The organism is Candidatus Spongiisocius sp. (assembly GCF_965221825.1).
In the GTDB taxonomy this organism is placed as follows: Bacteria; Actinomycetota; Acidimicrobiia; order Spongiisociales; family Spongiisociaceae; genus Spongiisocius.
In genome coordinates, this window is sequence record NZ_OZ244917.1 from 1701284 (window position 1) to 1724666 (window position 23383).

19 protein-coding genes are annotated in these 23383 nt (G+C 67.4%); 6 read left to right on the plus strand and 13 right to left on the minus strand.

Features of this window, described 5'->3' with window-relative positions; all coding sequences use genetic code 11:
- The first annotated feature begins 137 nt into the window (after positions 1–137).
- Positions 138–404 (plus strand): DUF2277 domain-containing protein, encoded by a 267-nt coding sequence (locus tag ACOQPD_RS07990; RefSeq protein ID WP_420611429.1) that lies wholly within the window; start codon positions 138–140, stop codon positions 402–404.
- Here the strand turns inward: ACOQPD_RS07990 and ACOQPD_RS07995 are convergent.
- From ACOQPD_RS07995 to ahcY, 9 genes are all read right to left on the minus strand, one after another.
- Positions 401–1231 (minus strand): DUF6159 family protein, encoded by an 831-nt coding sequence (locus tag ACOQPD_RS07995; RefSeq protein WP_420611430.1) that lies wholly within the window; start codon positions 1229–1231, stop codon positions 401–403. The two genes, ACOQPD_RS07990 and ACOQPD_RS07995, sit on opposite strands and share 4 nt — an antisense overlap.
- 88 nt (positions 1232–1319) lie before the next feature.
- Positions 1320–2873: an N-acyl-D-amino-acid deacylase family protein gene (locus tag ACOQPD_RS08000; protein ID WP_420611431.1), complete on the minus strand. Its 1554-nt coding sequence runs from the start codon at positions 2871–2873 to the stop codon at positions 1320–1322.
- 5 nt (positions 2874–2878) lie between these two features.
- On the minus strand, positions 2879–4363 hold the full coding sequence (locus tag ACOQPD_RS08005; RefSeq protein WP_420611432.1) for an aminopeptidase P N-terminal domain-containing protein: 1485 nt from the start codon (positions 4361–4363) through the stop codon (positions 2879–2881).
- Between the two features lie 10 nt (positions 4364–4373).
- Positions 4374–5264: a haloalkane dehalogenase gene (locus ACOQPD_RS08010; RefSeq protein ID WP_420611433.1), complete on the minus strand. Its 891-nt coding sequence runs from the start codon at positions 5262–5264 to the stop codon at positions 4374–4376.
- Between the two features lie 27 nt (positions 5265–5291).
- Positions 5292–5954 carry a CDGSH iron-sulfur domain-containing protein gene (locus ACOQPD_RS08015; RefSeq protein WP_420611434.1) on the minus strand — a complete coding sequence of 221 codons (663 nt, stop codon included), beginning with the start codon at positions 5952–5954 and terminating at the stop codon, positions 5292–5294.
- 78 nt (positions 5955–6032) lie between these two features.
- Entirely contained in the window at positions 6033–7391 is a 1359-nt protein-coding gene (argH, locus tag ACOQPD_RS08020; RefSeq protein WP_420611435.1) for an argininosuccinate lyase, read from the minus strand.
- Complete coding sequence (locus ACOQPD_RS08025; protein WP_420611436.1) at positions 7388–8593, minus strand: argininosuccinate synthase; 1206 nt, start codon at positions 8591–8593, stop codon at positions 7388–7390. The genes argH and ACOQPD_RS08025 overlap by 4 nt, the downstream gene beginning before the upstream one ends.
- Positions 8590–9051 (minus strand): arginine repressor, encoded by a 462-nt coding sequence (gene argR, locus ACOQPD_RS08030; RefSeq protein ID WP_420611437.1) that lies wholly within the window; start codon positions 9049–9051, stop codon positions 8590–8592. The genes ACOQPD_RS08025 and argR overlap by 4 nt, the downstream gene beginning before the upstream one ends.
- Positions 9052–9122: 71 nt before the next feature.
- Positions 9123–10592, minus strand: coding sequence for an adenosylhomocysteinase (gene ahcY / locus ACOQPD_RS08035; protein WP_420611438.1), 1470 nt, complete (start codon positions 10590–10592; stop codon positions 9123–9125).
- 394 nt (positions 10593–10986) lie between these two features.
- Between ahcY and ACOQPD_RS08040 the strand changes: the two genes are divergently transcribed.
- The 4 genes from ACOQPD_RS08040 to ACOQPD_RS08055 all read left to right on the plus strand — a co-directional run bounded on the left by ACOQPD_RS08040 (position 10987) and on the right by ACOQPD_RS08055 (position 15629).
- The gene (locus ACOQPD_RS08040) at positions 10987–12426 is read left to right on the plus strand and encodes an ABC transporter substrate-binding protein (protein WP_420611439.1); all 1440 of its coding nucleotides are present in this window, start codon (positions 10987–10989) and stop codon (positions 12424–12426) included.
- 154 nt (positions 12427–12580) lie between these two features.
- On the plus strand, positions 12581–13474 hold the full coding sequence (locus ACOQPD_RS08045; protein WP_420611440.1) for a hypothetical protein: 894 nt from the start codon (positions 12581–12583) through the stop codon (positions 13472–13474).
- The gene (locus ACOQPD_RS08050) at positions 13441–14679 is read left to right on the plus strand and encodes a carbohydrate ABC transporter permease (RefSeq protein ID WP_420614368.1); all 1239 of its coding nucleotides are present in this window, start codon (positions 13441–13443) and stop codon (positions 14677–14679) included. The genes ACOQPD_RS08045 and ACOQPD_RS08050 overlap by 34 nt, the downstream gene beginning before the upstream one ends.
- Positions 14679–15629: a carbohydrate ABC transporter permease gene (locus ACOQPD_RS08055; protein WP_420611441.1), complete on the plus strand. Its 951-nt coding sequence runs from the start codon at positions 14679–14681 to the stop codon at positions 15627–15629. The genes ACOQPD_RS08050 and ACOQPD_RS08055 overlap by 1 nt, the downstream gene beginning before the upstream one ends.
- Before the next feature lie 439 nt (positions 15630–16068).
- Here the strand turns inward: ACOQPD_RS08055 and ACOQPD_RS08060 are convergent, their stop codons facing one another.
- Both ACOQPD_RS08060 and ACOQPD_RS08065 read right to left on the minus strand, forming a co-directional pair.
- Positions 16069–16374, minus strand: a complete 306-nt coding sequence (locus tag ACOQPD_RS08060) for a hypothetical protein (protein WP_420611442.1) — start codon at positions 16372–16374, stop codon at positions 16069–16071.
- 41 nt (positions 16375–16415) lie between these two features.
- Positions 16416–17507: a Gfo/Idh/MocA family protein gene (locus ACOQPD_RS08065; RefSeq protein WP_420611443.1), complete on the minus strand. Its 1092-nt coding sequence runs from the start codon at positions 17505–17507 to the stop codon at positions 16416–16418.
- A gap of 303 nt (positions 17508–17810) precedes the next feature.
- On the opposite strand from ACOQPD_RS08065, the gene ACOQPD_RS08070 reads away from it, so the two are divergent.
- Positions 17811–20378 (plus strand): ExeM/NucH family extracellular endonuclease, encoded by a 2568-nt coding sequence (locus ACOQPD_RS08070; protein ID WP_420611444.1) that lies wholly within the window; start codon positions 17811–17813, stop codon positions 20376–20378.
- 42 nt (positions 20379–20420) lie between these two features.
- Here ACOQPD_RS08070 and ACOQPD_RS08075 read toward each other — a convergent pair whose 3' ends face one another.
- Together ACOQPD_RS08075 and ACOQPD_RS08080 are read right to left on the minus strand one after the other, a co-directional pair.
- Positions 20421–21752 (minus strand): GH1 family beta-glucosidase, encoded by a 1332-nt coding sequence (locus ACOQPD_RS08075; RefSeq protein ID WP_420611445.1) that lies wholly within the window; start codon positions 21750–21752, stop codon positions 20421–20423.
- A complete protein-coding gene (locus ACOQPD_RS08080; RefSeq protein WP_420611446.1) occupies positions 21749–23335 on the minus strand; it encodes an alpha-amylase family glycosyl hydrolase in 1587 nt (528 codons plus the stop codon). Before ACOQPD_RS08080 ends, ACOQPD_RS08075 begins: the two co-directional genes overlap by 4 nt.
- Positions 23336–23383 lie beyond the last annotated feature (48 nt).

Below are 23383 nucleotides of genomic sequence, written 5' to 3' on the forward strand. Positions count from 1 at the left end.
GCCGTCACCGATCACTGGTTGCCCAGGCAGTCGCGGGCCGCTGGAGTGGCCGCGGCCTTTTGCAGAGAACATCGGCGATCAACGGATCGCTTGCAGGCCCGGGCGTATCCCAGGAGGGGGTTGGTAGCCTGCCGCTCATGTGTCGGAGTATCCGAACCTTGCACAACTTCGATCCGCCCGCCACGGACGGGGAGGTCGACGCCGCCGCCCTGCAGTACGTGCGCAAGATTTCCGGCTCAGTCCGACCGTCCCGCGCCAACCAGGATGCGTTCGATCAGGCCGTGGAGGCCATCGCCCGGGAAACCCGGACGCTGGTCGACGCGCTGGTGACCAGAGCGCCGCCCAAGAATCGGGAGGTGGAAGCCGCCAAGGCCCGAGCCCGGGCGATGGCCCGAAGGCGCTAGCGGCGCCGACCGCGCTTGGTCCGGAAGGCCATCTGCATGGCGTCGCTGTCGAAGTATCCGGAGGGGACGCTACCGGCGACCGCGAAGTGGTACAGAGCGGTCTGGTAGATGGCGCTCAGGGCCGCCACCGATGCCGCCGCGACGATTATCCAGATCACTCCGATCAGGAAACCCACGGCCCCGATGGCGCCTCCGGCCGAGATGCCCAGGAAGATAACCACACCTCCCGGCAGGATCAGAAGGAAACCCAACAGGCCCATCCCGACCTGCGCGGCCAGGTTCTCGCCCCAGGTGTTGCGAAGCAGCGATCCGGACTTCTTGAGGGCGGCGCGGGCGCCCGATCCCTCGATCACGATGATCGGCAGCACGAGGAAGGTGAGCACCGACCAGGCCACGCCGACAGCTGCGATGATGATCCGGCCGATCAGGCCGACCCGCTCCTCGATGGCCCGCAAAATGATCGACACGGTGGCCGACAGCAGCGCCCAGGGAACTATCTTGCCGGCCCGGCCGGCGGCGCCCCGGATGGCGCTCCCGATGGTCGGATCCCCACCCTCGAGCCGCTCGTTGGCGGCGCTGACCAGGGCGGCATTGAAGAAGATGGTGATGTAGGCCAGCACGAAGTACATCGGGAGCAGCGCAAGCAGGCTGGTTCCGGTCATCGTCCCGTCTCCGGCTCCCGCGACGAAGACCGGCACGATGAAGGTGATGGCGACGATCACGGAGGCGATCCCGGAGATGATGGGCAGCAGGATCAGTTCTTTGTCGGCCTTGAGTACTTGCCAGGAGGACCGGGCGAGGGCGAGGGAATTGGAGAATCGTGACATCATCCAATGCTACCGGAGTTCATGCGCTTAAGGAACAACCGCGCGGGGCCGTGAGGAGTGGTCGCGAGTCCGTCCACACCGGTTCCGTTCAGCGGTTGGCGACGCGTAGAACCCGTCCCGCGGACGTTTGGGACAACCGGCCGGACTCGATGGCGGCCTCGCCGTTGACGAAGACATAGCTGACACCCTCGGCGGTTGCCCGGCCGTTGTCGAAGGTGGCCCGGTCCTGGATGCGGTCCGGGTCGAACACGATCACATCGGCCGCCGCGCCGGGGCGGATCACCCCTCGATCGGCCAGCCCGTACCGGTCGGCGGGCATGGAGGTCATCCTCCGGATGGCATCCGGTAGCTCCAGCCATCCGCGATCCCGCACCAGGTACGCCAGCATCCGAGCGTGGGCGCCGAAGCCTCTGGGGTGGGGGTGGGTTCCCCGGAAGAGACCGTCGGAGCCCACCATCCCCAGCGGGTGGGTCATGGCCCGCCGGAGCTTGGCCTCGTCGTCCCACCGGTAGATCATCAGCACCCGCAGCCGGCACTCGGCCAGCAGGGTGCAGACCACCTCCGCGAGGGTGGGACCGACCTGCCCGATCGCGTCGGTGAGGGGGCGTCCCTGGAGATGCTCGTAGGGGCCGGCGGGCAATGCGGAGAAGTAGGCGGTCCCGGGATCCGGCACGAAGCTGCGGAAGAACTCTTCGATGTGCTGCGCCGCGGCGGCCCGGACCGCCGGGTCCCCCAGCTTCGAGATGAGATGCTCGGGAGGCCCGTCGTCGAACCACCCGGGTAGGCAGAAGGCCAGGTGGGAGCTGGCCGCCATGTAGGGATAGGCGTCGAAGGTCACATCGACTCCGCCCTCCCTGGCGTCCGTCAGCAGCTGGTACAACTCCCCTGAACCGAACAGGTGGGAGATGTGGACAGCCACTCCGGCCTCCCGGCCCACTTCCAGGGCCTCATTCACCCCGGCGGCCACGTCGCCCCGTATCCCCCGTACGTGTGACGAGTAGACCCCGCCGTATTCGGCCACCACCCGGGCCACCGCGATCAACTCGTCCGTGCCGGCATGCCCGGCCGGGAAGTAGTCGAGGCCCACCTGGATCCCGGACGCGCCCGTTTCCATTCCCTGGCGGGTGAGTTCCTGCATGCGCCCGATCTCGGCCGGCGTGGCAGGGCGGGGGTCCCATCCCACCACATCGGCCCGGATCGCCAGGAAGCCCGCCTGGGGCACCACGTTGATGGCCGATCGACCGTCGAACAGGCCTAGGTACTGCTCGGGATCCGACCACTCCCAGGCCTCGTCGGGCGGTCCGTTGAATACCTCCAGATAGGCGAGCAGCTCCGGCAGGCGGGAAGGCGAAGCCGGCGTGTAGGCGAACCCGTCGGGCGACAGCAGGTCGGTGGTGATCCCCTGCCGCAGCCGGGCTTCGATGGCGTCGCCTCTGAGTAGCGAGAACTCGGAGTGGGAGTGGACGTCGATGAATCCCGGGCAGACGACCGAGCCCGCCACGTCGACGGTTCGCCGAGCCTCGCGGCCTGCCAGCGACCCCACTGCCGCGATCCGCCCACCGCCGAGGCCGACATCGGCCCGGACGCCCGGACTGCCGGTGCCGTCGATGACCGTGCCGGAGGTCAGGAGCCAGTCGAACATGCCTGTCAGCCGCCCGTGGCCGCCGGCCGGAGGGGTTCCAGGAACGGCAGTAGCGGCGCCTCGGCGCACAGATCCTCGACGAGGTCCGGGTCGGTAGGCACGCCGCCGGTCAGGATCTCGTGGCCGGAACCGGTGACCAGGACGTCGTCCTCGATGCGGATACCGATGCCCCGGAACTCCTCGGGGACGGGGTGTACTACCTTCGGCGCGGCCTCGCGCTCCTTCTTCTCGATTTCCCTGGCCTTGGCCGGGCCGAGGAGCATGCGCCGTTCCATGCGTTCGTCGATGTCGAACTCCAGCATCGCCAGCTGGATGGTCTCCCGGTCGGGATCGACGTAGATGCCCGGCTCCACCGTGAACGCCATGCCGGGCTCCAGAGGCCGGGGAGCGCCCTCGATCCGGTAGGCGCCGGCGTCGTGGACATCGATGCCCAGCCAGTGGCCGGTGCCATGCATGAAGAACTCCCGGTAGTGGTGCATGCGCATCGCATCCCTGGCCGGCCCCGGCAGCAGCCCGATCTCGACCAGGCCTTCGGCCAGGATACGGCTCGCTACATCTTGCTGTTCCTTCAGGCTGCCGCCGGGTCGAGCGAGCGCCAGAGCGCCGCGCTGGGCCTCCAGCACCAGGTCGTACAGCGCCCGCTGGGGCGCCGTGAACCGCCCGCCGGCCGGGAAGGTGCGGGTGATGTCGGACGAGTAGTAGCCGTACTCGGCGCCCGCGTCGATCAGCACCAGGTCGCCGTCGGCGATCAGCCGGTCGTTCTCCGTGTAATGGAGGATGCAGGCGTTGGCGCCCGATGCCACGATGGACGGGTAGCCGTCGCGGCGCGCCCCGCGCATCCTGAACACGTACTCCAGAGCGGCCTGGACCTGGTACTCGTACCGGCCGGGGCGGGCGAAGCGCATGGCCTCCGCGTGGGCCTCGGCGGTGATCTCGCAGGCGGCGCGGAGCAGGTCGATCTCCTGGGGGGTCTTGACGAGCCGCATCTCCCCGACCAGGAGGCCGATGTCCCGGAACTCGGTCGGGACGAGCCGGCCGTAGCGTACGCCCAGCCCCGCCGCCCCCCTCACCAGCTGCAGGATCCGGCGATGGAAGCCGGGGTTCCCGAACGGTAGGAACACCGTGCGGCGCCCCACCAACCTCTGCCGGAGAAGGATGTCGAACTCCCCGATCGGGTAGGAGGCGTCGGCGCCGTAGCGTTCCTTCGCGCCATCCGTTCCGGTCCGCAGGCCGGTCCAGATCTCCTTCTCCCGGTCACGGGGACGGACGAACAGGACGTACTGCTCGTCCGCCGCCTGCGGGTCGAGCAGCATGACGGCGTCCGGCTCGTCGAACCCGGTGAGGTAGTGGAAGGCCGAGTCCTGGCGGAACGGGTGCTCCACGTCGTTGTTGCGGGGGGTCTCGACGCCTGCGGGTAGGAGGGCGATCCCGTCACCGACAAGTGCGGCGAGGTGTTCCCGGCGCTCAGCGTGGAGGGAGGGGTTGTCCATGCGGTGGAGACTACCGGTGGCGCACCGGATCGTCGGTGGCCCGTGCCGCAAGCCAGCCGGCCAGGGCCTCTCCGATAGGGTCCGGAGAGTCCTCCTGGACGAAGTGGATTCCCGGCACCGTGACCTCGGTCTGGTTGGGCCAGGACCGGCACACCTCCCGGGGGCGGCCCACCAGGATGGAGCCCGGGTCGGCGTTCACGAACAGCTTCGGCACCTCCCAGCCCGCCAGCCGCAACGAGTAGCTCTCTACGATGGCCTGCACGTCAGCCGGCCGGCCCTCGATGGGAATCTGCCGGGGCCAGGTAAGGGTGGGCCGGCGGTCCTCCCCGGGCCGGAGGAAGGGCCGCCGGTACTCGTCCATCTCGTCCTCGGTCAGGTCGCGCATGATGGAAGCCGGCAGGATCCGTTCGACGAAGAAGTTCTTCCGCAGCACCATCTCCTCGCCGGTTTCCGAGCGCATTCCCCGGAAGGCTCCCCTGGCGACCTCCGGCCAGTCCCCCCAGGTCAAAGTGGTGACGATGGCCTCCATGTAGGCCAGGCCGGCCACCGAGTGGGGATGGCGGACCGCCCAGTCGAAGCCGAGCGCCGCGCCCCAGTCGTGAAGCACCAGCGTCACCCTCTCGTCCACCCCGAGCAGGCGTAGTAGCTCGTCGAGATAGCGACGGTGCTGGACGAAGCGGTAGGCGTCGGGACCGGAGCCGGGCAGCTTGGCCGAGTCGCCCATCCCGATCAGGTCTGGGGCGATGCAGCGACCCAGGCTCACCACATGAGGGATGATCCCGCGCCAGAGAAAGGAGGAGGTCGGGTTCCCGTGCAGGAACAGGATCGGGTCGCCCGACCCCACGTCCACGTATGCCATGTCGAGATCGAAAACCCGGCGGGTATGTTTCTCGAGCTTCATGACTCCTCCGGTCGGAGCGCCCGGGGGTCAGCCGGTGAACCCGGCCTCCTTGTGGGAGCCGTCGCAGAGCGGTTTCCGGGCGGAGTGCCCGCAGCGGCACAGCGTGACCCGGTTCCTCACCTCGAAGGGCTCGCCGTCCGATCGCTCGACCCGGATCCCACCGGTCAGCCACAGCGGACCGTCGGCGATGACGGAGATCTCGACAGGCAGGGCCGGTTCGATCTCCTCGTCTTCGACCGAGTAGGTGAGCGCGCCCGAAGGACACCGCTCGACCATGGCCATCACCTGGGCCCGGACCACGCTGTCATCGGTCTCCGGGGTCATCCTCCAGATGTTGGACACGCGGTTGCCGCAGAACCCGGCATGCACGCAGATGCTGCGGTCATCAGATACCTCGATACCGGTCCCGCCCAGTTCCGCGCAGCGCTCCCGGAACGAATCGGTCGGTGCCGCCTCGGTACCGTCGAAGCCCACCTTGCCGTGCGTTCCGTCGCAGTACGGTTTGCGGGACGATTCCCCGCACCTGCACAACGCGTAGACCGGCTTCTGTTCGCTCACCTCCTCGCTACGCCAGGTGAGCGGTTCGCCGTGTTCCGACATGACGGCGCTCCTGACCCGCAACGGCGCCGAACCGGAGACGATGTAGGGACCGTCGGGCCGGACGGTGACGGTTACGGGCTGCTCGGCCACTGTCTCCTCCAGGTGTGGGGATGGACGTGAGCGAACTATACGCAACCCTCAGCGCGTAGGCGCGGAACTCGGCGCCGGTCAGCCCAGGTGGTGTTTGAGGATCCGGAGCTGCTCCCGTACCGAGGCGAAGCCGGCGCCCCCGGTCGATCGGCGCCTGCGAACCGACCCGGCCGGGTCGGTGAGGGACAGGTCGGCGGGTTCGAAACGGGGGTCGATCTTCACCAGGTCGGCGATGGTCGCCTCGGGGAGGGTTTTGCCCCCTGCCGCCAGCTCCACCAGCAGGGCGCCCACCGCCCGGTGGGCTTCGCGGAAGGGGACTCCCCGCTCGACCAGGGCCTCGGCCAGGTCGAGAGCGGTCACTGCCGGGTCAGGAGGGGGCGGGTGGAACTCGGCGCTGCCGATCAGGGCCGTCATCGCCTCCAGCGCCCCTGCCAGGGCGTCGTCCACCGCGAACAGGGCCGCCTTGTCCTCCTGGAGGTCGCGGTTGTAGGTCATCGGCAGGCCCTTCTGGAGGGCCATCAGGCCCGTCAGGTGCCCGATGGCCGTGGCCGCCCGGCCGCGGGTCAGCTCGGCTATGTCGGGGTTCTTCTTGTGAGGCATGGCCGAGGAGCCGGTGGTCAGCGCGTCGCCGAAGGTCGCCCAACCGAACTCGGTGGTAGTCCAGAGCACGCATTCGGTGGCCAGCCGGGACAGGTGTACCAGCGCCTGGGTGCAGGCGAAGGCGTATTCGGACACGTGGTCCCGGGCCGCCACCGCATCCATCGAGTTCACGAAACGCCCTGACATTCCCAGCAACTCGGCTGAACGGTCTGCGTCGAGCGGGAGGCTGCTCCCTCCTAGCGCACCGGCGCCCAGGGGGGAGAGGTCCATACGACCGGCCAAATCCTCGAACCGTTCGATGTCCCTCAACGCGGTCGACACGTACGCCAGCAGATGGTGGGCGAGCGGGACGGCCTGGGCTTGCTGGAGGTGTGTGTAGCCCGCCACCACCGTCTCCCCGGCCTCCTCGGCGGCCTCGAGCATCGTCAGGCAGAACTCACGGAGGGCGGTGATCCGGGCCCGGCCGGAGCGGAGCAGGTAGAGACGGAGGTCCAGCGCAACCTGGTCGTTCCGGGACCGCCCGGTGTGGAGCTTCCCGGCTACCTCGCCCACCAGCTCACCCAGCCGCCGTTCCACCGCCGAGTGGACATCCTCGTCACTGTCCAGGAACCGGAAGGTGCCCTGCTTCGCTTCGGTAGCGATCTCCTGCAGGCCCCCGGCGAGCGTGCCGGCTTCCTCATCGCTCAGCAGCCCGGCCTCGCCGAGCATGGCGACATGGGCGAGGGAACCGGTGAGGTCGTCCGCGAGCAGGCGCCGGTCGGAGTGGTCCACGGTGAAGTCCCATAGGATCCGGTCAGGACCCTCGGAGAAGCGTCCCCCCCACATCTGAGTGGTCATGGGGCGACGCCGGGGCCGCGGCCGGCTTGCAGGCGGAGCCGGAGGGCGTTGAGCCTGATGAAGCCGGTGGCGTCGGCCTGATCGTACGTCCCACCCTCCTCGAAGGTGACCGTCTCCTGGTCGTACAGGGTGTGGGAGTCGGACCTCCGGCCCAGCACGGTGGCATTGCCCTTGTACAGCCGGAGGCGGGCCTCTCCGGTGACATCCGTCTGGATGCCGTCCATGAACCGCTGGAGAGCCTCCCGCTCGGGGGAGAACCAGAAGCCGTTGTAGACCATCTCGGCGTAGCGCGGCATCAGCTCGTCCCGCAGGTGAGCCAGCTCCCTGTCGAGGGTGATCGACTCCACGGCCCGGTGAGCGTGGTGGAGCAGGGTGCCGCCCGGGGTCTCGTACACGCCGCGGTTCTTCATGCCCACGAAGCGATTCTCGACCAGGTCGACCCGGCCGATCCCATGGGCGCCGGCGATGCGGTTGCAGTGCCCCAGCAGCTCGGCCGGGGTCATCCGTACCCCGTCCACCGCCACGGGCGTGCCCCGCGCGAAGGTGATGACCACGTCCTCGGCCTGGTCGGGCGCCGCCTCGGGATCGCAGGTCATCTGGAAAATGCCGGCCGGGGGCGCAACCCAGGGATCCTCCAGCACACCGCCCTCGTACGAGATATGGAGCAGGTTGGCATCGGTCGAATAGGGCTTCTCGGGTGTCACCGGGATCGGGATGTCGTGCTTGTCGGCATAGGCCACCAGATCGGCGCGGCCCCGCATCGACCACTCCCGCCACGGGGCCACCACCCGGATGTCGGGATTCAGCGCGTAGGCGGACAGTTCGAAGCGCACCTGGTCGTTGCCCTTGCCGGTAGCGCCATGGGAGATGGCCTGCGCCCCGTACTTCTCGGCCGCCCGGACCAGCCCCTTGGCGATCACCGGGCGGGCCAGGGAGGTGCCCAGCAGGTAGTAGTTCTCGTAGACGGCGTTGGCCCGGATAGCCGGCCACACGTAGCCCTCCACGAACTCCTCGCGCAGGTCCTCGGCCACGGCTTCGACCGCGCCGGTCGCGTGCGCCTTGGCGACCGCTTCCTCGACCTCCTCGCCCTGGCCGACGTCCGCCGTGTAGCAGACGACCTCGTAGCCCCGCTCCTCGATCAGCCACTTCAGGATGACCGATGTGTCCAGCCCTCCCGAGTACGCCAGCACCACCCGGTTCATCCGCTCGCTCCTAGCTCTTCTATCAGTTTCGCAATCGCCGGCCCGCCGGTCTCTTCCCCGGCTACCACCAGCATCGTGTCGTCTCCGGCCACGGTACCCAGGATCCCGCCGATGCCGGCGTCGTCAATGGCTGCTGCCACCACATGGGCCGCTCCCGGAGGGGTCTTGATCACCACCAGGTTCCCGCTCGACCGGACCGATGTCACGTAGTTGGACAGGGTCATCGCCAGGGCATCGCGGGAATCGCCGGGGTCGGATCCCGGTTCCCAGAAGTACCGGAGCGAACCATCCGCCGTTCTCGCCTTGACCGCGCCGACCGCCCAGAGGTCGCGAGAGACCGTGGCCTGGGTGACCTGGAACCCCTGCTCCGCCAGGAGCCGGGCCAGGTCGGCCTGGCTGGAGACAGCCTGTTCGGACAGGATGCTCCGCACCGCTCTCCGGCGCGCCTCCGTGCTCATACGTACGAGTATGCACGCCGATGCATGATTATGCAAGCTACTCCGGAAATCGGCGCCGGTTACGGCCGCAACTAGTACTTGTAGTCGTCCCGCTTGAAGGGTCCGTCCACCGGAACGCCGATGTAGTCGGCCTGGTCCTTGGTCAGTTCCGTCAGCTCCGCCCCCAGATGGTCGAGATGGAGCCGGGCCACCTCCTCATCCAGGTACTTGGGCAGGCGAAGAACCTCTGCCTCGTACTCGTCGGCGTTCTCATGCAGGTCGAGCTGGGCCAGCACCTGGTTGGCGAACGACGTGGACATCACGAAGCTCGGATGTCCGGTAGCGCAGCCCAGGTTCAGGAGCCTGCCCTCGGCCAGGATCAGCACCCCGTGGCCGTCCGGAAACACGTACTCGTCGTACTGGGGCTTGATGTTGCGGCGCACCACCCCCTCGGCCGACTTCAGAGCCGCCATGTCGATCTCGTTGTCGAAGTGGCCGATGTTGCCCACGATGGCCTTGTTTTTCATCCGGGACATGTGCTCCAGGCCGATCACGTCGCGGTTGCCGGTGGCGGTGATGAAGATGTCGGCGGTCTCCACCACGTTCTCGATGGTGTTGACCTCGAATCCGTCCATCGCCGCCTGCAGGGCGCAGATGGGGTCGATCTCGGCGATGACCACCCGGCAACCCTGGCCCCGGAGGGCCTCTGCGCATCCCTTGCCCACCTCGCCGTAGCCGGCCACCAGCGCCAGCTTGCCTCCGAGCATGACATCGGTGGCGCGGTTCAGGCCGTCGATCAGGCTGTGGCGGCATCCGTACACGTTGTCGAACTTGGACTTGGTGACGGAGTCGTTGACGTTCATGGCCGGGAAGAGCAGCTGGCCCATGGTCTGCATCTCGTGGAGACGGTGGACGCCGGTGGTGGTCTCCTCGCTGACGCCACGGACCGACTCCGCCATCCGGATGAAGTATTCGGGATCGTCCGCGATCCGGGCGCGGAGCAGGTCGAGGATCACTCCCCACTCCTCGGACTCGCCGTCGGGATCGAAGGACGGCACGGCGCCCAGGCGACCGTATTCGGCGCCCTTGTGGACCAGCAGGGTGGCGTCCCCGCCGTCGTCCACGATCAGCGACGGGCCGTCGGAACCGGCCCAGGCCAGCATGCGATCCGTGCACCACCAGTACTCGTCGAGGGTCTCGCCCTTCCAGGCGAAAACCGGGATACCGCGCGGGTCTTCGGGGGTCCCGCCCGTCTCGGGCCGGCCGACCACCACCGCGGCGGCCGCCTGGTCCTGGGTGGAGAAGATGTTGCAGGATGCCCAGCGAACCTCGGCGCCCAACTCGGCCAGGGTCTCGATCAGCACCGCGGTCTGGACGGTCATGTGGAGAGAGCCGGAGATGCGGGCGCCGGCCAAGGGTTTGGTGGCCCCGTACCGCTCCCGGAGCGCCATCAGCCCGGGCATCTCGTGCTCGGCGAGCTCGATCTCACGCCGCCCCTGCTCCGCTAGGCCGAGGTCGCGGACCTTGTAGTCGAGCGGCGCTCCTTCGAGGTTCTCCATCATCTCTACGTTCTCCTGACTCGGTAGGGGTCCAGGCGCGTCCGCCATCGTGAGGTCGGTCTTGACAGGGGTCTCCGCCGGCGTCCGCGGCGCGGCGCGGATCGGGGGCGTGCGATCGGATCGGTCCGCCGGATTATATCGACGGCGCATGCCAACCGATCCCGCCGCACTCCGCTGTCTCGCGGGCAACAAAAGGCTCGTTCACCAGCCCATAGGCATCCCCGCAGGCCTACCATTCCATCCTGTCGCGCTAGCCGACCCGTGGTTGTTGCGCCCGCGAATGTTGCTTTCGGGCGTGACTGCCGATCCGGGTAGGGTACGCCTGCTACGCAGGGAGAGTTCGCATCGTTCAGCCCTTTCCTGCACCTAGCCGACGCAAGATTCAGAGGAGGAAACCATGAAAGGGAAGGTGGCCCGGCTCTTGGCGCTCATCGGTGTACTAGCACTGGTGGCAGGCGCCTGCGGTGGCGAGTCGGAACAAGTAACACCGGAGACGGTGGTCGTGACCTCGATCGTGACCGAGACGGAAGTGGTGACTTCGGTGGTTACGGAGGTCGTTACCGAGACCGAGGTCGTTACGGAGACGGAGGTCGTTACGGAGACGGTCGAGGTCGAGATGGTCAACCCGCTCGCCGGGACGACGGTCACGGTATTCGGGCCGGAGAGTTCCGATGCCGAGGCTGGTTCGCACCAGGCGGCACTGGACATCTTCGCCGCACAGAACGGCATGACTATCCAGTACACCGGGGAGCGCAGCTTCTCCGATCTGATCAACGCCCAGGCGGCCGGTGGTAACCCGCCCGACATCGCGGTGTTCCCGCAGCCGGGCAAGATCGCCGACTTCGCCCGTGAGGGTTGGCTCCTGCCGATCCCCGACGATGTGATCGCCACCATGGATGCCAACATCGGCGCGGCATGGAACGCGTTCGGCAACGTCGACGGTGTCCAGTACGCCATCCCGACCAAGGCGGACCTCAAGTCACTGGTTTGGTACCGGCCCGCCGACTTCGCGGCCAACGGGTACGAAGTCCCCGGTACCTGGGACGATCTGAAGGCCCTCAGCCAGCAGATGATCGATGACGGCAATGTGCCGTGGTGCGTAGGCATCGAGTCCGGTGGCGCCACCGGGTGGGCCTTCACGGACTGGGTGGAGGACCTGACCCTCCGTTACCAGGGGGCCGACTTCTACGACGAGTGGGTGGCTCACAGCATCCCGTTCGACACTCCTGAGATGAACGCCATCTGGACCGAGATCCTCGCCCTGTGGAACACCCCGGGCGCTGTGTACGCGGAGGGTGGAACCATCGCCTCTACCTTCTTCGGTGATAACGGACGGCCGCTCGTGGAGGGCGACTGCATGATGCATCGCCAGGCCTCCTTCTTCTCTGCCTTCTTCCCGGACGGCACGGGGTTCGGTCCCGACGGTGTGGACGTCTTCTACTTCCCGTCGGTGAGCGGTGACCGCCCGGTGCTCGGCGCCGGTACGCTGGTGGCCGCCTTCAGGGATGCCCCTGAGGTCTGGGCCGTGATGGAGTACTACGCCAGCCCCGAGTACGCGGACAACCGGCAACGGTTCCAGAACCTGTCCAAGGGCGGCGGAGCGGTGCTGAGCGGCTTCCTGTCGCCCAACCTGAACGCCGACCTGGCCCTCTACCAGCCCCTCGAGCAGTCCTTCCTGGACATCCTGTTCACGGCTGAGGTGGTTCGTTTCGACGGTTCCGACCTGATGCCCGCCGCTGTGGGCGCCGGGACCTTCTGGTCCGAGGCGACCAGCGCGGTGAACGGCGACAAGACGGTGGAGGAGGCCACCGCGGCCATCGAGTCCTCGTGGCCATAAGTCTCTGAGACGACTTTTGATGGGCGCCCGTCACGTTGCGGGCGCCCACAGTCGCTTAATCTGATGCGGGAGGAGAGGACGGCCCCGTCATAACGAGGAGACAGTTACCAAGCCCGGTTAGCGGGCCGGCGTCCGGTAGGGAGGAGGCCGGCGGGTGGTAGGCGTCATGAATGTTGCCGTCAACCTCCTGATGGCCCTCGGCATGGCCGGCGGGGCCGGGCTGTGGATCGACCGAACGGGCCGGCGATCCCGGACCAGGCGGATCATCGCCGTCGTGGTCGGCGTCGCGCTCGGTGCCCTCACCTGGTGGGGGATCACCTCGGTCGACAAGCTGGAGACCACCGCCGCGGGGGTGGTGGTCTCGATCCTGGCCAGCGGGCTGATCTTCATCGCCGCCAACAAGCTCTTCGACCTGGCACCCGAGCGCTGGGCCGTGTTCACCACCCTCGTGGGAGCGGCGGTCAGCTTCACCGGGTTCGCCATGCTGTGGGGCAACCGGGTCATCGACGATCCGGTGCTCCGAACGGTGGCAGCCACCGCGCTCGGCGCGGTGGCCGGCTACCTGCTCGGCACTGTCGAGCGTCCCCTGGAACGCCTCGCGATCGGCGCCGCCGCCGGTGCTGCCCTCGGCGCCCTGGCCGCCTCGGGAATGCGGGCTGTCATCCTCGTCTTCGAGTTGGAGCGGGGTACTTTCGAGCTGTGGCCCGTTCTGCCCGGCCTGCGGTATGACCTGCTGGCGATCCTCACCCTGGTCGGTGCCGGGGCGGGTCTGGTGGTATGGCTTCTCCGGGGCCGGAGAGCATCCGCGCTCCGGTCGGGATCCTGGGGGCGACCCTCGGCTTCGCGGTGGGGGCCTGGCTGGTGCCCGACCTCGGCGTGGGAACGAAGATGGACGCATACCTGGCCGCCATCGGCGTCGGCTTGGGGATCGGCACGCTGGCGGGACTCAAACCCATTCCCGACCATAACGCCCGGGGCCGGATCGAGGGGTCTGCCCGGGCCTACATCTTCCTGGTGCCGGCACTGGGGTTCATCGCATCGACCCTGATCCTCCCCACCCTCCGCACCCTGTTCCTCTCGTTCCATGACCCTAGGGGCCAGGAATACGTCGGGTTCGTCAACTACCGAGACGTGTTCGGGAGCCCCAACATCTTCAACGTGGACGGCTGGGCCGGTATCTTCGGCAGCAAGCTGTTCTGGGTTGGTGCGGTTCTGCTGCTGATCGGCTTGGGCGTCTCGGTCATGCTGGGCCGCCAGAGCGGCTACCGGATCAGCTTCGCGCCGGGATCGGGCGGCATCGCTGCGCTGGGTGCTCTGCTGGCGCTGTTCGCGGTCTTCGCCGCCCTCCGGGGGACGATATTCAACAACCTTTGGTGGGTGGTCACCGTCACCGTGATCTCGACGACGGCAGGTCTTGCCATCGCCGTCCTGGCCGATCGGTCCAAGGGGGAGTCGATCGCCAAGTCGTTGATCTTCATGCCCATGGCGATCTCGTTCGTGGGCGCCGGGGTGATCTGGCGCTTCATGTACCTGGCGCGGGACGTGTCGAAGCCGCAAACGGGAGTGATCAACACGTTCTGGGTGGGCCTGGGCAACCTGAGCCTGTCCCGCGGTCCGGGTTTCTGGATCGCAGTGATCTTGAGCCTGGCTCTGGCGGCCCTCCTCGTACGCTTGGCGGTCCGGGCCTGGCGGGTGGGGGAGCGAGGAGTCGGGGCCGGCGCCGCCGTCTGCGCCTTGCCCCTGGTCTGGTTCGCCTACGCGCTGTGGCGCGGGGTGGGCGGTTTCGAGGTCCGGGACAACGGCGATGTGGTGGCCTCAACCATCCAGTTCGCCCAGCAGGCGCCCTTCAACAACGTGTGGCTGATGCTGGTGCTGATCTGGATCCAGACCGGCTTCACGATGGTGATCTTCTCCGCGGCCATAAAGGCCGTTCCGTCCGATCTGATCGAGGCGGCCCGGGTGGACGGCGCCTCCGAGGCTCAGGCCTTCTGGCGGGTGATCATTCCCCAGATCGCTCCGACCATCGGGGTGGTGATCACCACCCTGATCGTGCTGGTCATGAAGGTTTTCGACATCGTGAAGGTGATGACCAATGGGAACTTCGGAACCCAGGTGATCGCCAACGAGATGTGGCAACGCGCCTTCACCGAGTTGAACTTCGGGCTCGGGTCGGCGCTGGCCGTGGTGCTGTTCATCGCCGTGCTGCCGATCCTCTTCGTGAACATACGGCGGATGCAGAAGGCGGCGAGCTGATGACCACCCTGAGCAGATCGAGCGGCCCGGGCCTCGGCAAGCGCACGTACGGCTTTCTGAGGTCTATCCCCACCGGGGTGTTGTGGATCCTGGTCGTGCTGTGGACCATTCCTTCGCTGGGACTGCTGGTCAACTCCTTCCGGACCCGCAATGCCCAGCGGTCCAGCGGGTGGTGGGCGGTGGTCGTCGAGAACTGGTCGGAGACCCTGACCCTCAGCAACTACTCCGACATACTCGCCGCAGGCGCCCAGGGTGGCCTGTGGCGGGCCCTGCTCAACTCGCTGGCCATAGCCCTGCCCGCCACCGTGATACCGATCGCCTTCGCCGCCTTCGCCGCATACGCATACGCCTGGATCGACTTCAAGGGGAGGGAGTGGCTGTTCATCGCCACCGTGTCGCTGCTGGCCATCCCGGCCCAGATGTCGCTGATCCCGCTGCTCCAGCTCTACAGCGGCGGAGGACATCTGACCATCCCGCTCCTCGACAAGACCCTGACCCTGTTCCCCGACCTTGACCTGGCCGGAAGACACGTATCGGTCTGGCTCACCCACACCGGCTTCGCGCTGCCGTTCGCCATCTTCCTCCTGCACAACTACATCAGCGGGTTGCCCAAGGACATCTTCGAGTCGGCGGTCATCGACGGCGCCGACCACTTCAAGATCTTCTGGCGGCTGGTCATCCCGCTGTCGGTCCCGGTGCTGGCGGCCTTCGCCATCTTCCAGTTCCTGTGGACCTACAACGACTACCTGATCGCGGTCACCATGCTCGGCGGCGCCGGGCAGAACTTCCCGGCCACGGCGCGGATCGCCGCCCTGGCCGGTGAATTCGGCCAGGCCGAGCACCTCCTGACCGCCGGAGCGTTCCTATCGACGCTGTTGCCGATCATCGTGTTCTTCGCCCTCCAGCGTTTCTTCGTCACCGGCATCCTCGCCGGCTCCGTAAAGGGCTAGACGGCTCTCGGGGTTTGCCCGGCCATCCGACCGTTAACCGGGTCAGGCCATTCGAATGTCGTGCATCACGACACCGAGGCCCGACGCACTGACCGACCGGCTATCCATGGTGAGGATGGGAAGGCTGTAGAGACGGGCGCAGGCAACATAGAGGGCGTCGTAAGCGGCAACGTTCTGATAGTGATACCAGGCCCGCTGCGCCAGTTCCGGTGGCGAACGCGGGCTACCGGCCAGCGGATGAGGTCGTCCACGAGCATGCGCGCCCGCTCCTCTCCAAGATCCCCTTGCATGACCGTCTTGCGCAACACCGATAGCGCCTCGGCATCCATCAACTCGGGTGCTACCAGGAAAGCCCTATCGATCGTGCTCGCGACCGTCCTACCGAGTGGCGTTTTCAGCAGGTACTCGAAGGCGACCGAGGCATCGATGACATAACCTGTCATCCGGTGGCGACACCGTCCATACCCAGGCCCGGTCGTTCCTCTCCGGGCAGGTCATCGCTCTGGTACCGGGACATGAGCTCTCTGTCGCGGCGCAACCGTTCCTCCGCGATCAGTGTGGCTGCGTCCACACCGATGTCGGTCGCGGGGCGCCGGGCCATGTGCTCTCGCCACTCCCAGATCGTCAGCTCGCGCTCCACGGCGGCGAGCACAGCCGCGCTGATGGTGCAACGGTTCTCCCTTGCGTAGAAGCGCAGCCGCTCGTGAAGGGTGTCGGGGACGTTCTTGACCTGTAGATTCGCCATGTCATGATTCTTGCATGACTGTGGCATGACGGTCTGGTCCCCTACAGGCTGCGGGCCTGCGGCGCCAGCACCTCGGTCATCTCCACGGGGCGGTGCTCCTCTATCGAGCGCTGGGCGGCTACGCCCATGGCTACTGCCAGGTATCCGTCGTAGGCGCTGACCTGGGGTGGAGTGCCGTTGCGGATGGCGCTGATGAACTCCAGGTGCTCCAGGTACGACGCTCCGTGGTGGCCGCCGGTGTGGGCGATCCGGCTGTCGGTGGCGGTCTCGACCGTCGGCGAGAACCACTCCCCGTCCCGAAGACCGGTGAGCACCCGGCCGGAGGGTAGGCGGGCCTCCACCTTGCCCCGGTCCCCGACGGCGACCAGCTCCTCCTGGTTCTCGCCGCCTTCGGCGAACATGCACAGGTCGAGCATGGCCCGCTGCCCGTCCCGGTAGTCCACGATCACGTAGGCGTTGTCGAGGATGTCGGGCCGGTGCCCGCGGTAGCGCTCGTCCAGATGGTTGACCGCCTGGCTTCCCGAGGCGTAGACCCGGACCGGCGGGTTCCCGATGATGTGGTTCATCAGATCGAAGTGGTGGCAGCACTTCTCCACCAGTGTTCCTCCGGAGTTGGCGTTGAACCTGTTCCAGTCGTTCACCTTGGGCAGGAACGGGAAGCGGTGCTCCCGGATGGCGAGCATCTCCAGGTCGCCCACCGTGCCCCTCCGGACTTCTGCGATCAGCCGGGCGATGGCCGGCATGTAGCGGTACTCCATCCCGACCCAGAGAACCTGGTCCCGCCCCCGCTGGGTCTCCACCACCCAGCGGCAGTCCTCGATCCGTGTGCAGAGCGGCTTCTCGACCAGCAGATGCAAGCCGGTCTGCATCAGGTCTCGCAGTAGATCGACATGGGTCATGTTGGGGGTCGCCACCACCACTGCATCGCACAGCCCGGAATCGATGAGGGCGCGGTGGTCGTCGAAGACCGCCAATTCCCGGTCCGGCAATGCCTCACGGGCCGCTTGCCGGGAGGGAAGGTACGGATCCGCGACTGCCGTTACGACCGCGCCGGGCAGGGCGCGGATGTTCGCGATGTGTTCGAGTCCCATCATCCCGGTACCGATCACGCCATACCGGATGGGAGGGCTCATCGCTGTGTTCCCGGCTCCGGTGCGGGATTCAACCGCCGGCTCGTGGACATTAGGCTGATCGTTCTCCATGGTGGAAGAGACCTCTTCATCGAGACCTTACGGCAGCACCGAGTCTTGCGGAACGAAAGGATAGGAAGAAACCATGGCAGCCCGTCGGCAGTCCCATGCCGGATGTGGCGATCCGGAACGGGGGAGGAATCCGCAACAGCTCGCTGATCCCTCCTGGGGGAGATGACTGTCGGAACCGTCCGGGCGGGCGATACGCTCAGGATGATCGCCATGGCCCACCTCGGGGAGGTCTGATTGATCCACCGTTCCTCCAGTCTTCGGACCAGCCTGGTCCTGCTCACTGCCTGGCTCGTCGCAGCTGCAACGGGGCCGGTCCAGGCAGCCGGATCGAGCGAGGCCGCCGAGTTGGTGCGTATCTCCGATGTACAGGGGAGCGGAGCGACCGTTGCGCTTGCAGGGCCGGTCGCGGTCGAGGCCGTCGTCACCTCCCTGTTCGAGGACGATGACCAGCTGAGCGGCTTCTTCCTCCAAGAGGAGGACGCCGACCGCGACGGCGACCCGGCGACATCCGAGGGCATCTTCGTCTACTGCTCGGCCGCGTGCCCGGTCGGCCTGGCCGTGGGCGACAGGGTCAGGGTCGAGGGACTGGCCGGAGAGTTCGGCGGCGCGAGCCAGATCAACGCGGCCTCCGGCGGTGTGACGGTCCGATCGTCGGGGAACGATCTCCCGACGGCCACGGCGGTGTCGCTGCCCGCCCGTGGCAGTACCCGGGCGGAGGGAACATTCGAGAACGTCGAAGGCATGCTCGTCACGTTCCCCGGCAAGCTTGTGGTCAGCGAGTATTACTGGCTGGCCCGCTACGGCGAACTGGTACTCACCGAAGGGTCCCGGCCGTACCAGTTCACCCATCGGCACCTGCCGAGCGACACGGGATACGCCGCGTTCCTGGACGACCTGGCCACCAGGCGGATCATCCTCGACGACGGCAACGGCGACCAGAACGAGGCCATCTTCCCACCGCAGGGGGAGGATGAGGCCTACCCGTATCCCGGCGCCGGCCTGAGCAACACCAACCGCTTCCGCGGCGGCGACTCCATCCGAGGCCTGACCGGTGTGATGCACTGGGCGGTCGACGCATGGCGGATCCAGCCCGTACCCGAGCGGTTCGACTACACCTTCGCCGCAGACAACCCGCGGCCCACGGTTCCCGCCGAGGTGGGCGGCCGCCTCCGGGTTGCCGGATTCAACGTTCTGAACTACTTCGCCACGATCGATGACGGGACGCCGCGATGCGGACCGGACGGCGGGCTCGGCTGCCGGGGCGCCGACTCGGTGGCGGAGTTGGGCCGCCAGCGGGACAAGATCGTCGCGGCGATGTCCGCAATCGATGCCCACGTCTTGGGGGTGGTGGAGATCGAGAACGACGACTCGGCCTCGCTCGCCGACCTGGTCGCCGGCCTCAACGCCGCGGCGGGAGCCGGCAGGTACGCCTACGTGGACACCGGGACCATCGGAAGCGATGTGATAAAGGTCGGGCTGGTCTACCAGCCGGGGACGGTGAAGCCGGTCGGTCGCCACACCGTCATCGACTCATCGGTCGATGCGGCATTCCTCGACACCAAGAACCGGCCCGGTCTGATCCAGACGTTCGAGGAGGCGTCGACGGGCGAGCGCTTCACGGTCGCCGTCAACCACCTCAAGTCGAAGGGATCGAGTTGTGACGACCTGGGCGACCCGGATCTTCGCGACGGTCAGGGCAACTGCAGCAGCACCCGCACGTCGGCCTCCGCCGCCCTCGCCCGGTACCTGGCCACCGACCCGACGTCCAGCGGAGATCCCGACATCCTGATCATCGGCGATCTGAACGCCTACGCCCGGGAGGACCCGATCAGGGCTCTGGAGGTAGCCGGCTACACGGACCTGATCAGGCGGTTCGAGGGCGTCGACGCCTACGGGTACCTGTTCGACGGCCAGCTCGGATACCTGGACCACGCGCTGGCCAGCCCGTCGCTGCTCCGCCAGGTCACCGGGGCGGCCGGGTGGTACATCAACGCCGACGAGCCGCCGCTGTTCGATTACAACGACGATGTCCTTGACGCGGGGGAGCGGTCGTACCAGCGGGAGTCGGCGGCGCTGCCGCTCTACGAGGCCGGCGCCTTCCGATCGTCGGACCATGATCCGGTGATCATCGGGCTGCAACTCGGGAGGAGCGCCACAGCGGGGAGACCGGCTCCGGGCGGCGAGGCTCCGGTGGTCGAGACACCGTTCACGGACCTCGGCGACGCTTCCGACGCCCACCGGGACAACATCCGCCGCATCTACGGGCTCGGCATGACGGTAGGCACCTCGGAAGCCACGTTCTCTCCGGCGAGGCCTGTGTCCTTGCCGCAGGCGGCTTCCTTCCTGGCCCGGCTGTTCAAGGCCGTGGAGGGCGAGGACACTCCCCCGGTTGAGACACCGTTCACGGACCTCGGGGACGCTTCGATCGCCCACCGGGACAACATACGCCGCATTTACGGGCTCGGCGTCATCGCCGGCGAGCCCGTCACGACCTTCTCTCCCGATGCCTGCGTGGCGCGCGGCCGGATGGCAACCCTCCTCGCCAGGTTCTACGCCGTGGTCACGGGCAGTCTCGCTCCCATGGCTGCGACGCCTTTCACGGACCTGGACGGGACGGCGACCGGGCCTAGCGGCGACATCGGCCGTATCTACGGGCTCGGCCTTACGGAAGGCACCTCGCTGACGACCTTCTCCCCTGACGCCTGCACCACCCGCCAGCAGATGGCATCGTTCCTGGCAAGGGCATACCGGACCGTGACAACCGCCATCCGGTCCTTGCCCTCCCCCGCCACGCGGAGTTAGGTCCATCCGGAGGGGGTTTGGTGTACGGGAGGAGGCGCCGGGTCAGAGTGCGTTGCGGGCGATGACGTCCCGGTACCAGTGGGCCGAGGCCTTGGGGGTTCGTCGCTGGGTGGCGTGATCGACATGGACCAGGCCGAAGCGGCGGGAGTACCCGAGGCCCCACTCGAAGTTGTCCATCAACGTCCATGCGAAGTAGCCCCGCAGCGGTACACCATCACCGATGGCGCCCGCGGCTTCGGCCAGGTGTCGCTCGAGGTAGGAGCGGCGATCCTCGTCCTGGACCATCCCGCCATCCCGGGTGGTGTCCGGGAAGGCAGCCCCGTTTTCGGTTATGTAGATGGCTTCGTACCCGTAGCCGGCCAGCATCCGGAGCATCTGTCCCAGACCGGTAGGGGTCACCGGCCAGCCCATCTCGGTTACTTCGGGCGGCGGGTGGCGTAGCGGTGGCGGCCGGTCGCAGTCGGCCAGCCCCGGATGTCCGACCACCTCGATGCGGTAGTAGTTGAGTCCCATTGCGTCCAAAGGCTCGGCGATCACGTCCAGGTCACCCTCGGCGACCACCGACGCAGGCCAGCCTGATACGGCGAGGAGGTCGTCCGGATATCCGCGGCTGGCGAGGGGGTCCAGGAACCACCGGTTCATCAAGCCCTCCTCCAGGGCTGCCGCATCCAGGTCCAGCGGATGGTCGGAGCGCGCCATCTTGGGTTCGAGGTTGAGGGCGATACCGATCTCCGAACCCGCATTCCCGGCGCGCAATGCCTGCACCGCCAGCCCATGCCCGAGGAGCTGGTGATGGATCACGTCGAGTTCCTTGCCTGAGTTGACCAGGCCGGGGGCGTGCTGACCGGTCCGGTGACCGAGGTGAGCCACCACCCAGGGCTCGTTGAGGGTCAGCCAGTGACGGACCCGATCCCCCAGCCGGGACTCCACTGCGGCCGCGTAGTCAGCGAACGCATGCGCCGTCCCCCGCACTCTCCACCCCCCTTCGTCCTCGAGGCACTGCGGGAGATCCCAGTGGAACAGGGTGAGGAAAGGCTCTATGCCCGCTTCCAGCAGCCCGTCCACCAGCCGGTCGTAGAAGTCCAGGCCGGTCTGGTTGACGGGACCTCTGCCCTGGGGCACCACTCGGGGCCACGCCACCGAGAAGCGATAGGCCGACAGTCCCAGGTCCTGCATGATCCGGATGTCGTCGCGCCATCGGTGGTAGTGATCGCAGGCCACGTCGCCCGTGTCGCCGTTGAGGATGCGGCCGGGAATCCGGCAGAAACGGTCCCACACACTCTCCGACCTGCCGCCCTCGAATGCCGCTCCCTCGATCTGGTAGGAGGCCGTGGCGGCACCCCACAGGAAACCGTCGGGGAACCGCCGGCTCACGAACCCAGCACCGCTCCGTCCAGGCCATCCAGCATCAGGACGCCGTCGACCGGACCGCTCCCAGCCGATTGGGTGGCCACCAGCAGGGTTCCCTCGGCAGGAACCCGGACCGGTTCGTCACCGAAGTTGAGGTAGACATGCACCGTTTCCCCGCCGGCGCGGCGGAGGTAGGCGAACACCGTCTCCGGCAGGCCCTCGATGGCTTCGTACGGACCCGTTCGGAGCGCGCGGGAACCCTTCCGCACCTCGATGAGGCGGCGGGTGAGGCTGAGCATGGAGTCCGGGTCGCGCAGTTGAGCCTCGACATTCCTGGTCCTGTCGGGGTCGACGGTCGCCAGCCACGGCCGGCCGGTCGTGAAGCCGGCATGCTCCCCGATGGTCCACTGCATGGGGGTGCGGCACCCGTCCCGTCCCAGGCCGGGTTGGCGACGGCCCCATGGGTCCTGCTGGCGGTCCGGCGGGATCTCGGCCTGCGCCATGCCCAACTCATCCCCGTAGTAGATGGTCGGAGTTCCCCGCAGGGTGAGCAGCATCAGGGTGGCCAGGCGCGCCCGGCGCTCCCCGTACCGGGTGGCGATCCGAATCTCGTCGTGGTTTCCCAGGACGTGGTTGGGCCAGGCGCCCGGCGGCAGCACTCGTTCCTGGGTCTCGACCACGTCCCGTGCCCAGGCGGCGGTCCAGTCGCCGTGGAGCATCCCGAAGTAGTAGGGCATGTGGAGCTCGTCCCCGTTGCCGTAGTAGGAGGCCCACTCCTCGCCCTCAAGGTGGATCTCCCCGACCGAGAATCGTGGCCGGTCGGCGGAGAACTCATCGAGTATCGCCCGGACCTCCCGGAACAGACCGTGGATGTCGGGGTGGCCCCGATCGTGGATGTGCTCGAACGAGTCGTACTCGCCCAGGTTCTTGTAGCCGTGCCTCGGGACGTCCAGCATTGGGTTGGACCTGTACAAGGGGTCCTTCATCGCGAAGTGGCAGGCGTCGAGGCGGAACCCGTCCACCCCCCGGCGCAGCCAGAAGCGCAGCGTGTCGAGCATGGCCGCCCGGGTCTCGTCGTTGCGCCAGTTGATGTCGGGCTGTTCGGCAAGGAAGCTGTGCAGGTAGTACTGGCCGGTGTGCTCGTCGAAGGTCCAGGCCGGTCCGCTAAACACCGAGATCCAGTTGTTCGGCTCCGAGCCGTCGGGGGCCGGATCCTTCCACACGTACCAGTCGCGCTTGGGATTGTCACGGGAGGAGCGGGACTCCACGAACCACGGGTGTCGGGACGAGGAATGGTTGGGTACCCAGTCGATGATGACCCTGAGATCCCGCTCGTGGGCGCCCTCCACGAGAGCGTCGAAGTCGGCGAGCGTGCCGAACATGGGGTCCACATCGGTGTAGTCGGCCACGTCGTATCCGAAGTCGGCCATCGGGGACGGGTAGAAGGGCGAGATCCATATGGCGTCCACGCCGAGCGTGCCGGACAGGTAGTCCAGCTCGGAGGCGATACCGGCCAGGTCACCGATCCCGTCCCCGTCCGAGTCCATGAAGCTGCGGGGATAGATCTGGTAGACGACGGCCTCATGCCACCACTCGTACTTCACCATGTCCTCCAAGAGATCGTTGGGGCGTGACGAACCGTTGCTCGTTGCGCA